This is a genomic window from Bacillus sp. B15-48 (genome assembly GCF_016879755.1).
Taxonomy (GTDB): domain Bacteria; phylum Bacillota; class Bacilli; order Bacillales; family Cytobacillaceae; genus Mesobacillus_B.
In genome coordinates this window covers 242,982-255,871 of record NZ_WOFU01000005.1, presented here as the reverse complement: position 1 = coordinate 255,871, position 12,890 = coordinate 242,982, and the positions used below count along the sequence as shown (strand labels likewise).

General features: G+C 37.6%; 15 protein-coding genes. All 15 read left to right on the top strand.

Annotation, left to right across the window (positions count from 1 at the left end):
* Window positions 1-33: 33 nt before the first annotated feature.
* The 15 genes from murG to GNT69_RS17290 all read left to right on the top strand — a co-directional run bounded on the left by murG (window position 34) and on the right by GNT69_RS17290 (window position 12,886).
* Window positions 34-1,125, top strand: coding sequence for an undecaprenyldiphospho-muramoylpentapeptide beta-N-acetylglucosaminyltransferase (murG, locus tag GNT69_RS17360; RefSeq protein WP_203556238.1), 1,092 nt, complete (start codon window positions 34-36; stop codon window positions 1,123-1,125).
* Between the two features lie 62 nt (window positions 1,126-1,187).
* Window positions 1,188-2,096 carry a UDP-N-acetylmuramate dehydrogenase gene (gene murB / locus GNT69_RS17355; RefSeq protein ID WP_203556237.1) on the top strand — a complete coding sequence of 303 codons (909 nt, stop codon included), beginning with the start codon at window positions 1,188-1,190 and terminating at the stop codon, window positions 2,094-2,096.
* Window positions 2,097-2,320: 224 nt separating this feature from the next.
* Window positions 2,321-3,112, top strand: coding sequence for a cell division protein FtsQ/DivIB (locus GNT69_RS17350; protein WP_203556236.1), 792 nt, complete (start codon window positions 2,321-2,323; stop codon window positions 3,110-3,112).
* Entirely contained in the window at window positions 3,090-3,794 is a 705-nt protein-coding gene (locus GNT69_RS17345) for a DUF881 domain-containing protein (RefSeq protein WP_239094315.1), read from the top strand. Before GNT69_RS17350 ends, GNT69_RS17345 begins: the two co-directional genes overlap by 23 nt.
* A 56-nt stretch (window positions 3,795-3,850) precedes the next feature.
* Window positions 3,851-4,582, top strand: coding sequence for a DUF881 domain-containing protein (locus GNT69_RS17340; protein WP_203556235.1), 732 nt, complete (start codon window positions 3,851-3,853; stop codon window positions 4,580-4,582).
* Window positions 4,582-4,932 carry a small basic family protein gene (locus GNT69_RS17335; RefSeq protein WP_203556234.1) on the top strand — a complete coding sequence of 117 codons (351 nt, stop codon included), beginning with the start codon at window positions 4,582-4,584 and terminating at the stop codon, window positions 4,930-4,932. The genes GNT69_RS17340 and GNT69_RS17335 overlap by 1 nt, the downstream gene beginning before the upstream one ends.
* 110 nt (window positions 4,933-5,042) lie before the next feature.
* A complete protein-coding gene (ftsA, locus tag GNT69_RS17330; protein WP_203556233.1) occupies window positions 5,043-6,329 on the top strand; it encodes a cell division protein FtsA in 1,287 nt (428 codons plus the stop codon).
* Between the two features lie 42 nt (window positions 6,330-6,371).
* Complete coding sequence (gene ftsZ / locus GNT69_RS17325; protein ID WP_203556232.1) at window positions 6,372-7,517, top strand: cell division protein FtsZ; 1,146 nt, start codon at window positions 6,372-6,374, stop codon at window positions 7,515-7,517.
* A 338-nt stretch (window positions 7,518-7,855) separates the two neighbouring features.
* Entirely contained in the window at window positions 7,856-8,791 is a 936-nt protein-coding gene (gene spoIIGA / locus GNT69_RS17320; RefSeq protein WP_203556231.1) for a sigma-E processing peptidase SpoIIGA, read from the top strand.
* A gap of 44 nt (window positions 8,792-8,835) precedes the next feature.
* Window positions 8,836-9,555, top strand: a complete 720-nt coding sequence (sigE, locus tag GNT69_RS17315) for an RNA polymerase sporulation sigma factor SigE (RefSeq protein WP_203556303.1) — start codon at window positions 8,836-8,838, stop codon at window positions 9,553-9,555.
* Window positions 9,556-9,708: 153 nt separating this feature from the next.
* A complete protein-coding gene (gene sigG, locus GNT69_RS17310; protein WP_203556230.1) occupies window positions 9,709-10,488 on the top strand; it encodes an RNA polymerase sporulation sigma factor SigG in 780 nt (259 codons plus the stop codon).
* Window positions 10,489-10,608: 120 nt separating this feature from the next.
* Entirely contained in the window at window positions 10,609-10,869 is a 261-nt protein-coding gene (locus GNT69_RS17305; protein ID WP_203556229.1) for a YlmC/YmxH family sporulation protein, read from the top strand.
* Between the two features lie 63 nt (window positions 10,870-10,932).
* Complete coding sequence (gene pgeF, locus GNT69_RS17300; RefSeq protein ID WP_203556228.1) at window positions 10,933-11,760, top strand: peptidoglycan editing factor PgeF; 828 nt, start codon at window positions 10,933-10,935, stop codon at window positions 11,758-11,760.
* Window positions 11,761-12,471: a YggS family pyridoxal phosphate-dependent enzyme gene (locus GNT69_RS17295; RefSeq protein WP_203556227.1), complete on the top strand. Its 711-nt coding sequence runs from the start codon at window positions 11,761-11,763 to the stop codon at window positions 12,469-12,471.
* Entirely contained in the window at window positions 12,449-12,886 is a 438-nt protein-coding gene (locus GNT69_RS17290) for a cell division protein SepF (protein ID WP_203556226.1), read from the top strand. Before GNT69_RS17295 ends, GNT69_RS17290 begins: the two co-directional genes overlap by 23 nt.
* Window positions 12,887-12,890 lie beyond the last annotated feature (4 nt).

The following is a 12,890-nucleotide window of genomic DNA, read 5'->3' as shown; positions in this document are numbered from 1 at the left end:
AAAAATTGGAGTCTCTACAATGAGGTGAGAAAGATGAGAATCGTTGTTAGTGGTGGGGGGACCGGGGGTCATATTTATCCGGCCCTAGCTTTAATAAGGGAAATTGTAAAGAAAGATGAACATGCAGAGTTTCTATATATAGGGACAAAAAAAGGGTTAGAAAGTACAATTGTCCCTAGAGAAAACATTTCGTTTAAATCAATACATATTACAGGCTTTAAACGGAAATTAAGCTTTGAAAATATTAAAACGGTTTATCGATTTTTTAAGGGCGTAACAGATAGTAAACGGATTCTTAAAGACTTTAAAGCGGATGTGGTTATAGGAACGGGTGGCTATGTTTGTGGTCCAGTAGTTTATGCAGCTGCCAAGTTAGGAATCCCAACGATTATTCATGAGCAAAACAGCATTCCTGGTCTTACTAATAAGTTTTTAAGTAAATATGTAGATCGAATCGGCGTATGTTTTGAAGAAGCTAAGCAGTATTTTCCACAAGAAAAAGTGGTGATGACTGGAAATCCACGTGCTTCAGAAGTAATTGGCCAAGACGGCGTAAAAGGAAGACGATCAGTTGGTTTGAAACTCAATCAACCAGCCGTACTCATTTTTGGCGGTAGTAGAGGAGCAAAACCAATAAATGAAGCGGTTCTGAAAAGTTTAACTGAATTAGGAAATAAACCATACCAAGTGTTGTATGTTACCGGTGAAGTTCATTATGAGGAAGTAAAAAAGGAAGTCGAATTAAATGGAAATCCGGAAAATGTCATCGTTAAACCGTTTATTCATAATATGCCTGAAGTTTTAGCAGGAATTGATTTAACCGTAGCTCGTGCAGGCGCGACAACCCTTGCAGAATTAACTTCATTGGGGATCCCTAGTATTTTAATTCCTAGTCCTTATGTTACAGATAATCACCAGGAGAAAAATGCGCTTGCATTAAGTAATCAAAAGGCAGCGTTGCTTTTATTAGAGAGGGATTTGACGGGACCAAAATTAGTTGAGCACATTGATTCGATTTTATTAGATAATGATCAGTTAGAGAAAATGAAATCTGCAGCAAAAAGCTTAGGTATACCAGATGCTGCTAATCGCATGAATCAATTAATCAAAGAAATTGTTAAGTAGCCCAGACACTCGGCACAGCATACAATGGAATAAAGCGGTTTTAGCTGGAAAGGAAGATTCTCATGAAAGAACTAGCTCGAAAGCTTGAAGAAATGAATATCGGCACCGTCAGAGAAAAAGAGCTTCTTGCCGGTCATACAACCCTTAAAATAGGTGGCCCAGCAGACTTGTTTATTGAGCCTTCGTCGATTGATAATCTTAGAAAAGTGATGGAATTGATTCACGAAAAAAAGGTGAAATGGACGGTTATTGGTCGCGGATCAAATTTACTCGTATCCGATGCTGGGATTGAGGGGGTTGTCATAAAACTAGGAGCAGGGTTAAACGATGTAAAATTAGGCGGTACCGAGGTTTTAGTTGGTAGTGGGGCGTCAACAGTTGCATTTGCAATGGCAATGGGGAGAAAAGGATTATCTGGTTTGGAATTTGCCAGTGGAATCCCAGGCTCTATTGGTGGTGCGGTTTATATGAACGCAGGAGCACATGGATCAGATATTTCAAATGTATTGAAAAAAGCCCATATTCTTTTTGAAGACGGAACAATGGAATGGTTGTCAATAGAAGAAATGGCATTCTCTTATCGAACGTCAGTGCTACAAAAGCAAAGACCTGGCATTGTTATAGAAGCACTATTTCAATTACAACCTGGGGATAAAGAACAAATTATTGAAGAGATGAAAAAAAATAAAGAATATCGGAAAACAACTCAGCCTTGGGATTCGCCTTGTGCGGGGAGTATTTTTAGAAACCCTCTTCCTAATTATGCAGGACAGTTAGTTGAAAGAGCTGGTTTAAAGGGGTTCTCAATTGGTGGAGCAAAAATTTCTGAAATGCATGGGAATTTCATCGTTAACGCAGGCGATGCTAAGGCGAAGGATGTAATGAATCTTATCGAACATATTAAGAAGACGATTCTAACCCTTTATGGAATTGAGATGGAAACAGAGGTAGAAATTATTGGGCGAAATTAAAAGAAAAATATCAGCTAATTGGTAAAAATGTGGTATAATTATTCATTAGATTATATAAAAAGAAAATTGGACGAATGACGAGAAACGGCATGATTTTTCGTGCCGTTGTTTTCACTTTTCCCGCTCTCTTTTCTAACACAAAATAGCCGTAAAACAAGTTCTTGCATTTGGACATGTATGGGTCTACCAAGTAGGGGATTTTACTTTGGAAGAGGTGATTGGAGATGGAGAACGGAAAGATTGTTTCGATTGAAGAGAGAATTCCGAAATTGAAGGAACAAAGGCGAAAAAAGGCAAACAGGCGGTTAATTATGATGCTCATGCTCTTTTTTACCCTAATTCTTTGTATCGTGTATTTCCAGTCACCTTTAAGTAAAGTGAGAACGATTTTGGTTAATGGCAATGAAACGGTTTCTAGTGATGTGATTATCGACCGAAGCGGGATCACAACAGATACGAATATTTGGAAAATAAACAAAGAGGAAACTGCAGCAAAGCTAGAAGAGCTTTCAGAAATTAAAACGGCAGAAGTATCAGTCAGTCTTCCGAATTCAGCAAACATTTATGTAAATGAGTTTAAAAAATTAGCTTATCTCTCGCAAGAAAATAAATTCTTTCCAGTTTTAGAAAATGGGGAAATTATCCAAAACGGACAAACAGATGATATCCCAGTAAATGCTCCAATCTTGTTTGGATTTGAGGAGGGGGAAGTTCTTGATGGGATGGTTGCTTCCCTTGAGACTTTATCTGATGATATTTTAAGCTCCATTTCTGAAATTCACCATTACCCGTCTGAAACCGATTTATATCGAATTCTTCTATATATGAATAATGGATTTGAAGTAAATGCTACGATTAGGAGTTTTAGTGAAAAAATGGAGCTTTACCCCTCGATTATCAGTCAATTAGATTTAACAAAAACAGGAGTCATTGATTTAGAAGTTGGCCCATATTTTAAAGCGCATGAAGTAGAGGAAGCTGAAGGCATTGAACTTGAAGAAAAAAATGAAGAGTAACCGTATTATCTTGTCTATTGTTTTTCTAGTTTTAGGATTTATGATTGTGTATTCTTTCCGAATCACGCAAAACGATCAGACCCCCCATTTGATAACAGATAGTCAATGGGAACAAAAATTAAACTTGAGAAATCAATTGAATTTAGTGCAAGAAAGAAATCGTGAATTACACCAAGAGTTAAACAGTAAACAAGAAAAGGTTAGGGAATACGAAGCTGAATTAGCAAATGAAGCACAAATTTACTTTAATTTAGCAGAAGATGCAGAGAAATATCGGATGTTTCTAGGAAAAGTAAAGGTCAAAGGTGATGGAGTAACCGTTACATTATCTGACGGTGATTATAATCCTGAGGAAGCGAATATAAATAACTACCTTGTTCATGAACATCATGTTTTTAAAGTCATTAATGAATTGTATATCTCGGGTGCTGTAGCGATTGCAATTAACGGACAGCGACTTACTAATCATTCATATATTATTTGTGATGGCCCTGTTATCACAGTTGATGGCTACCAACATCCAGCTCCTTTTGAAATTACAGCGATTGGTGATTCAGAAGTGTTAGCTTCCGCATTAAATATCACTGGTGGAATAAAGGATCAATTAGTTAATGACCAAATTGTTTTTTCGCTTCAGGAGAAAAAGGATGTTATTATGGACTCTGTGATTGGGAGAAGATAATTTACTTTGATGATTAAAAGATTATTTGGAATAAGGAATAAGGTTAGGTGTATGTGATGGTCAATATAAAAAATATTTATTTAACCGTCACGACGATTATTTTAGGGTTTATGTTGGCCATTCAGTTTCAAACGGTTAGTGAACCCGAAGTAAGAGATACCCGTGATACTTGGGAACTTCGTGAAGATTTAATGACAGAGAAAGAAATTCAATCTGAGTTGCTTCGCGAGATTCGTGCAAATGAGGACAAGCTCTATAAGTATGAAGATGAGAGACAACATAGTAAAGAACAATTGCTTAAGGAAACGATCGAAGAGTTGAAGGGTGAAGCTGGATTGAAGGATATTAACGGCCCTGGCATTATTCTTCATTTAAACCCGATCGTGACAGACTATGGGAGAGACCTCACTTTTAGTTCAGTTTCGCCTTATCTACTACAAAGATTAATTAATCAACTTAATATGTATGGAGCGATTCATATTTCTATTGATGATCAGAGAATCATCAATACAACGGTAATCCGTGATATTGCTGGTGTAACAAAAGTCAACGGTCATTCGCTTAACCGGTTTCCAATTGAAATAAAAGTCATTACTGGGAACATTGACGACGCAGAAAGGCTATATAATCGAATGAAAGTGTCGTCGGTTGTTGATGATTTTTTTATTGATAATCTATATGTTGAATTGGAAAACCCTAAGGAGGATATCGAGATTCCAGCATATCAGGATACAATTAGAGTTAGGTATATGGAGCCAGTCGAAATTGAAGTAGGGGGCGACGAGTAATGTGGCTTCCATTAATGGGGTTGGTCTTAGGCGTTATTTTTGGCTTTTTGACTGATATTAGGATACCGGTAGAATATGCGAATTATTTATCAATAGCAATTCTCGCGGCATTAGACACATTGTTTGGCGGAATCCGGGCGCAATTACAAAATATTTATGATGAAAAAGTATTTGTTTCGGGATTCTTTTTTAATATTTTATTGGCTGCAAGTTTAGCTTTTCTAGGGGTTCATCTTGGTGTAGACTTGTATTTAGCAGCAGTTTTTGCTTTTGGTGTAAGGTTATTTCAAAATATTGCTGTGATTCGAAGAATCCTTTTAACAAAATGGACATCTAGTGGTGAAAAATAGAAAAAAAAATGATATTTTTAAAGGGAATCAACTAAATGTGACGAATAAGGATAATGTAATCAGTGGGAAATAAATGGTTTGTTGTTCTAAACTAAAGGAGGTGCCATAGAATGAACAGCAATGATATATATGTCAGCCTTGACATCGGTACATCCAGTGTAAAAGTAATCATTGGCGAAATGGTCTCTGATTCATTAAATATAATTGGCGTTGGCAATGTAAAGTCTGAAGGATTAAGAAAAGGTTCAATTGTTGATATAGATGAAACCGTTCATTCTATTAAACAGGCAGTTGAACAGGCTGAAAGAATGATAGGAATGGAAATAAAACGTGTTATTGTTGGGGTAACCGGCAATCATGTTACGCTTCAGCCTTGCCATGGAGTGGTAGCGGTCTCTAGTCCGAACCGAGAAATTACTAATGAAGATATTGCCAGAGTCATCGATGCTGCACAGGTCGTATCGGTTCCACCAGAAAGGGAAATTATTGACGTAATTCCTAGACAGTTTATTGTTGATGGGTTAGATGAAATTAGTGACCCACGTGGAATGATAGGTGTCCGTCTGGAAATGGAAGGGACAATTATAACAGGTTCAAAAACAATCTTACATAATACTCTTCGCTGTGTAGAACGTGCTGGATTAGAGGTACTAGAAATTGTTCTCCAACCACTCGCCACCGGTTCATTCGCTCTTTCCAAAGACGAGAAGAATATGGGAGTTGTGCTTATTGACATGGGTGGAGGATCCACTACCCTTGGCTGGTTTGTGGATGGGCAGTTAGCAGATACAGCTGTCATTCCCATAGGTGGAGAAAATGTGACGAAGGATTTGTCCATAGGTCTAAGGACTTCCACAGAGGATGCCGAAAAAATTAAAATTAAACACGGACATGCTTTTTATGATCATGCATCTGAGGAAGAGGTATTTACTGTCGGTATTATAGGGAGCAATCAAGAACAGCAATTTAATCAACTGGAAGTTGCTGACATAGTTGAAGCCCGTATTGAGGAAATTTTTGAATTAGTTCAAGATGAGTTAAGGAAAATGAAGGTGCGTGACTTGCCAGGTGGATTTGTTCTTACTGGCGGTGTTGCCAATATGCAAGGGGTCTTAGAGCTGGCACAGGATATTTTTCAAAGTAGAGTAAGACTAGCTGTACCTGATTACATCGGAGTTCGTGAACCTCAGTTCACAACTGCAGTTGGTTTAATTAAATTTGCTTATAAGAATGCAAAACTACAAGGTAGACAAGTGGAAACTACCTTAGCCGTTGAACAGGAATATAAGGAAAAACGAGTCCAAAAACAGCCGCACCCAAAAACCAAGCCGGAAAAACAACCGGAAGAAAAAGGACCATCAAGAGTGAAAAAATTTCTTGGCTACTTTTTTGAGTAATGTAATGCTAACCGGAATCTAGACGAATTAGGAGGATTTGTCATGTTGGAGTTTGATACGAATTTAGATTCACTTGCGACGATAAAAGTAATCGGTGTTGGTGGCGGCGGAAATAATGCAGTTAACCGTATGATTGAGCATGGTGTTCAAGGAGTAGAGTTCATCGCAGTAAATACGGATGCACAAGCGTTAAATCTTTCGAAAGCCGAAATTAAGATGCAAATTGGCGGTAAATTAACTCGTGGATTAGGGGCAGGTGCAAATCCAGAGGTAGGGAAAAAAGCCGCAGAAGAAAGTAAAGAGCAAATTGAAGAAGCGTTAAAAGGAGCGGATATGGTATTCGTTACTGCTGGTATGGGCGGTGGTACTGGTACTGGTGCAGCTCCTGTTATTGCTCAAATTGCTAGGGATCTCGGAGCACTTACTGTTGGGGTTGTTACACGCCCGTTTACTTTTGAAGGAAGAAAACGAGCTACTCAAGCAGCAGGTGGAATAGGGTCAATGAAAGAGGCTGTAGATACTTTGATTGTTATCCCTAATGACCGCTTGCTTGAGATTGTTGATAAAAGCACACCAATGCTAGAAGCTTTCCGTGAAGCGGATAACGTTCTAAGACAAGGTGTTCAAGGTATTTCTGACTTGATTGCTGTCCCAGGATTAATTAACCTTGACTTTGCTGATGTCAAAACAATTATGTCTAATAAAGGATCGGCATTGATGGGAATTGGGGTTGCATCTGGTGAAAATCGTGCAGCGGAAGCAGCTAAGAAAGCCATTTCATCTCCATTACTTGAAACATCAATTGATGGTGCCCAAGGTGTTCTAATGAACATTACAGGTGGTTCTAATTTAAGCCTTTATGAAGTACAAGAAGCTGCTGATATTGTTGCTACAGCATCAGATCAAGAAGTAAATATGATTTTCGGATCAGTAATAAATGATAATTTAAAGGATGAAATCGTAGTAACTGTAATTGCAACTGGATTTAATGATATCCCGTTACAATCTAAGCCTTCTAGACCAACGTTTGCCGGACAGGCAAAGCCAAATGTTGGCCAAATGAAGAGAGAAGCGAAACGAGAAGAAACTCAGCAGGAGATTCCGCAGCGAACGAATCCGCCTCAACAGCAAATGGAGGATACATTAGATATTCCCACCTTTTTACGAAATAGAAATAGAAGAAGGTAGATTTACCGTGAAAAAAGTAAGCACAGCAATGTCTGTGCTTACTTTTTTTTATTTTCGAACTTGGGACGGGATGAAAATATGACAAAATGCGAATGGAAAAGTGGAAATTTCCGATATTTTGTATACACAATGTGACACACTTCCAGAGGGCATATAAGATATACTTTTTCTTAAGCGAATAAATAATAGAAAACCGTTTGTGGCTGCCAAGCAACATATGTTTTAGTTGACAATTAATCTTTGAGTTTAGGAAAAGGAACTGTATAGATAAAGCATGTTCAAGGTGACGGAAACCTCAGGTGAAGTAAGGATGAGAGGCGTTTTTAGGAGGGGGGAAAGTGATTGTTTATCTTGATATAATTTGGGCTTTGAATCTATTTTTTGATGCGCTTCTGCTTTATTTAACTGCTGTCGTTTTAAAGTATAGGGTAAGTCTTTGGCGAATTTTTTTAGGTGGGCTAATAGGCTCTTCATTAATTTTGCTAGCTTTTACTCCAATGAATTATACAGGACATCCTTTAACAAAATTAACTTTTTCCGTTTTAATGGTCCTTGTTGTTTTTGGTTTTAAACGGTTCCGCTTTTTTCTTAAATGTTTAATGTTATTTTATATGATGACATTTTTAATTGGTGGTGCTTTAGTAGGAGCTCATTATTTTATTCAATTTGACCTTGATATGTCAGCTTCGGTTGCATTGGCGAACATGAAAGGATTTGGAGATCCAATTAGTTGGTTGTTTGTTCTTTTAGGTTTTCCGCTTGCATGGCATTTTTCCAAACAGAGCTTAGCACAAATTGAAATGACGAAGATACAGTACGATCAGACTGTGATAGTGAATATTGTATTAGATGACTTGAATTTAACCTTCAAAGGGTTGATTGATAGTGGGAATCAGTTGTATGATCCAATTTCTCGGACTCCGGTGATGATTGTATCTATTAAAGCGGTAGAAAATGATTTTCCGTTAGAGTTAAAGGAGATAGCGGAAAATCCAGAAGGAATTCTTACCGGTGAGACTTTGGTACCCTCCCAATATGAAAATAGGATGAAGGTCATTCCATTCAATGTGGTCGGACAAGAACATCAACTAAGTATCGCATTTAAGCCAGATTCACTGAAAATTATTCAAAATGAGAAAACATATCATGTAGAAAAAGGATTGGTCTGTTTTACCACTCAACAGCTTTCTTCGGAAAATCGTTTTGAGTGTATTGTCCATCCGAAAATGCTTACAGGCAAAGTGACTAAAAATGCTGGTGAAAAAGTTAGTTAATAATACTATACTCAAAAAAACATAAATTAGAAGGAGGACAAATGATGAAAAGTTTACGGCTGCGCTTATCCTATTACTGGTATAAATTATTGCACAAGCTAGGGCTAAAAACAGATGAAATATATTATATCGGTGGTAGCGAAGCACTCCCTCCTCCTCTAAACAAAGAAGAAGAAGAAATGCTGTTAAAAAAACTGCCGAATGGAGATAAAGCGGCTAGGTCGATTCTCATTGAAAGAAACTTGCGATTAGTCGTATACATTGCAAGGAAATTTGAGAACACTGGAATCAATATTGAAGATCTGATTTCAATTGGTACGATTGGCTTGATTAAAGCAGTGAATACCTTCAATCCAGAGAAAAAGATTAAGCTTGCTACATATGCTTCCAGGTGTATAGAAAATGAGATTTTAATGTATTTAAGGAGAAATAATAAGATTCGTTCGGAAGTTTCATTCGATGAACCTCTTAATATTGACTGGGATGGTAATGAATTGCTCCTTTCAGATGTATTAGGAACAGATGATGATATCATTACAAAAGACTTGGAATCCAATGTCGATAAAAAACTTTTACTTAAAGCATTAGAGCAGCTTTCGGACAGGGAAAAACAAATAATGGAATTGCGTTTTGGACTGGGAAGCGGAGAGGAGAAAACCCAAAAAGATGTCGCAGATATGTTAGGGATTTCACAGTCGTATATTTCTAGATTAGAAAAAAGAATCATAAAACGCTTGCGCAAAGAATTTAATAAAATGGTTTAAAAAAAATTTCCTGCTTTAAGAGTCAGCAATGACAAAGGATAATCGGATTCGTTAAGCCATTTAGGTAATTTCCACCTTTTGAAATATGCATATTTTTCCTTCCTGCGGAGATACTGAATTTTGTACAGCAACTCCTGTAAGGAGGGAAAGAGATTGACTCGAAACAAAGTAGAAATTTGCGGTGTGGATACTTCAAAGTTGCCAGTTTTGAAAAACGAAGAAATGAGAGAACTTTTCAAACGAATGCAAGATGGTGATTTAACAGCAAGGGAGAAGCTAGTGAATGGAAACCTACGGCTAGTGTTGAGTGTCATACAGCGCTTTAACAACCGTGGTGAATTTGTAGACGATCTATTTCAGGTGGGCTGTATCGGACTTATGAAATCAATTGATAATTTCGATTTAAGTCAAAACGTTAAGTTTTCAACTTATGCTGTTCCAATGATTATTGGGGAAATCAGAAGATATCTAAGGGACAACAATCCAATTAGGGTTTCACGCTCCCTTCGAGATATTGCCTACAAAGCTTTACAAGTACGAGAAAAGCTGATGAGTGAGAGGTTAAGGGAGCCAACAGCCGAGGAAATTTCTAAAGTACTTGACGTCCCACATGAAGAAATTGTTTTTGCTTTAGATGCCATTCAAGATCCAGTATCGCTTTTTGAGCCGATTTATAATGATGGAGGCGATCCAATTTATGTGATGGATCAATTGAGCGATGAACGAAATAAAGATATAAACTGGATTGAAGAAATCGCCTTAAAGGAAGGGATGCGCCGCTTAAATGAACGAGAAAAACTCATTCTAAGAAAACGATTCTTTCAAGGGAAAACGCAAATGGAAGTTGCTGAAGAAATTGGGATTTCACAAGCTCAAGTTTCACGACTTGAAAAAGCGGCTATTAAACAAATGAATAAAAATATTCAGAACTAATATGTACTCTTTTAAGAAATAAAAAAGCTGTCCTCCTTGGGCAGCTTTTTATTTGTAATAAGCATGAATGCTTCACTTGCGCTCATATATTGTAATAAGAGATGGCGGGGAGGAATAGCGATGCTAAAAGTTTCGGAGTTTCAAATAAAGGATGTTGTAAATATAGCGGACGGGAAAAAACTAGGTAATATCGACGACATTGATATTAATTTAGACACAGGAAAAATTGAATCGATCGTCATTGGTGGGGGCGGAAGAATGATGGGTTTCTTTGGGAAGGATGAAGAAGTGGTTATCCCCTGGGCTAATATTTTAAAAATTGGCGAGGACGTCATCCTTGTTCGTTACAAAGGATATGGCGAAATCAATGACGTAAATTAGAATTTTTGATTAAATCATATAAATCTGGTATGCTACACTATAAATTAATTGAAAGAGGTAGCAATGGAACCATTTAAGTTAGAAAGTAAAGAGTATTTTGCCATTCAACCTTGGGAGGAAGAGAACCCAGACCTTGTTGTTGGGTTTTCAACAAAAGTGGGCGGAAAGAGCATTGGTGATTTTTCTCGATTGAATTTTGGCTTTCATGTTGGAGACGATGAGGACGATGTTCGCCACAATCGATCGTTGTTTTCTGAAAAGATTCAATTTCCGCTTGCTCAGTGGGTGGGAGCTGAACAGACGCATGATATCTCGATTCAAAAAATAAAAAGATTTCACCAAGGAAAAGGTGCTGAGTCATATACAACTGCCTTTCGACGTACAGATGGGTTTTTTACGAACGAAAAGGGTGTACTTCTGACACTCTGTTTTGCTGATTGCGTACCGCTTTATTTTTTAGATAAAGAAAATGGCTATATTGGATTGGCTCATGCAGGATGGAAGGGAAGTGTCCATGGTATTGCCGGGGAAATGATGTCTCTTTTTGTCCAAAATGGGAGTAATCCAAAAGATATTTTTGCCGTAATTGGTCCATCTATATGTAAAAAATGTTATATTGTAGATGATAGGGTCGTTACATTAGTAGAAAAAGTACTAGAAGGTGTCGAAAAAAAGCCCTATAATCAAATTAATCAAGGTCAGTATTCGCTTGATTTAAAGAAACTAAACAAACAAATTCTCGTTCGTTCCGGATTAGCAGAAACGAATATTTTAGAAACAAGCTATTGTACGAGTTGTAATCATAACTATTTTTATTCTCACCGAAGAGACGATGGGAAAACAGGCCGTATGATCGCTTTTATTGGTTGGAAGGAGGTGCTTCATCCATAAATGCGAGTGAAGGATAATCTTGAAAAAGTAAAATCAATCATTGCAGATGCATGTAAAATCACCAATCGGAATCTAGACGAAGTGAAAGTCATCGCAGTGACGAAATATGTTAGTGTAAAAAGAACGGAAGAAGCAGTTGAAGCGGGAGTTGTTCACCTAGGGGAGAATCGAGATGATGGATTTTTAAATAAGTGGGAACATCTCGGAGACAAGCCTGTTTGGCATTACATAGGAACTTTACAAACGCGTAAGGTGAAAAATGTAATCGATAAAATTACTTATCTTCATTCTTTGGACAGACTGTCATTAGCAAAAGAGGTAAACAAACGGGCAAGTGGTGTGGTAAAATGTTTGGTGCAAGTAAATGTTTCTGGTGAGGAATCGAAACATGGACTTCAGCCTGTTGCTGTTTTGGATTTTATCCAGCAGTTAAAACAATTTCCGAACATCCAAGTAGAGGGTCTCATGACAATGGCTCCATATACAGAGAATGAAAATGTATTGAGAGAATGTTTCCGTAAGTTGAAAGTTCTTCAGCAAGAAGTTCAGCAATTGGCTCTTGATTACGCACCTTGTCGAGAGCTTTCGATGGGAATGTCTAATGATTATCGAATTGCCGTAGAAGAAGGAGCTACCATGGTGAGAATCGGCACCGCACTGGTAGGTGAAGAATCGGAGGTACAGGAGAATGAGTCTGAAGTCAAAAATTAAAACATTTTTCTTTCTTGATGAAGAGTACGATAACAAAGAAGAAGAAAGCATCAATGAAGTAAATGAACCAGTGAATCAGACAAAACAACCAGTGCAGAAACAAAATGTTGTCAGCCTTCAAAGTGTTCAAAAGTCATCAAAAGTTATCTTAATGGAACCTAGGGTGTATGCAGAAGCCCAAGATATTGCTGATCATTTAAAAAACAGACGGGCTGTCGTCGTGAATCTTCAAAGGATTGAGCAGGATCAAGCAAAAAGAATTGTTGATTTCCTTAGTGGCACAGTCTACGCAATCCAAGGAGATATACAAAAAATAGGCTCAAATATTATTTTATGTACACCAGATAATGTAGAAGTTTCAGGGAATATTTCGGAGCTCATGCAAGAACGAGATTTACAAGAGTCGAGGTGGTAGGGTT

Coding starts and splice junctions, on each gene's coding strand:
- murG (WP_203556238.1), top strand. CDS start 34: ATGAGAATCGTTGTTAGTGGTGGGGGGACCGGGGGTCATATTTATCCG.
- murB (WP_203556237.1), top strand. CDS start 1,188: ATGAAAGAACTAGCTCGAAAGCTTGAAGAAATGAATATCGGCACCGTC.
- GNT69_RS17350 (WP_203556236.1), top strand. CDS start 2,321: ATGGAGAACGGAAAGATTGTTTCGATTGAAGAGAGAATTCCGAAATTG.
- GNT69_RS17340 (WP_203556235.1), top strand. CDS start 3,851: ATGGTCAATATAAAAAATATTTATTTAACCGTCACGACGATTATTTTA.
- GNT69_RS17335 (WP_203556234.1), top strand. CDS start 4,582: ATGTGGCTTCCATTAATGGGGTTGGTCTTAGGCGTTATTTTTGGCTTT.
- ftsA (WP_203556233.1), top strand. CDS start 5,043: ATGAACAGCAATGATATATATGTCAGCCTTGACATCGGTACATCCAGT.
- ftsZ (WP_203556232.1), top strand. CDS start 6,372: ATGTTGGAGTTTGATACGAATTTAGATTCACTTGCGACGATAAAAGTA.
- sigE (WP_203556303.1), top strand. CDS start 8,836: ATGAAAAGTTTACGGCTGCGCTTATCCTATTACTGGTATAAATTATTG.
- GNT69_RS17305 (WP_203556229.1), top strand. CDS start 10,609: ATGCTAAAAGTTTCGGAGTTTCAAATAAAGGATGTTGTAAATATAGCG.
- pgeF (WP_203556228.1), top strand. CDS start 10,933: ATGGAACCATTTAAGTTAGAAAGTAAAGAGTATTTTGCCATTCAACCT.
- GNT69_RS17295 (WP_203556227.1), top strand. CDS start 11,761: ATGCGAGTGAAGGATAATCTTGAAAAAGTAAAATCAATCATTGCAGAT.
- GNT69_RS17290 (WP_203556226.1), top strand. CDS start 12,449: ATGAGTCTGAAGTCAAAAATTAAAACATTTTTCTTTCTTGATGAAGAG.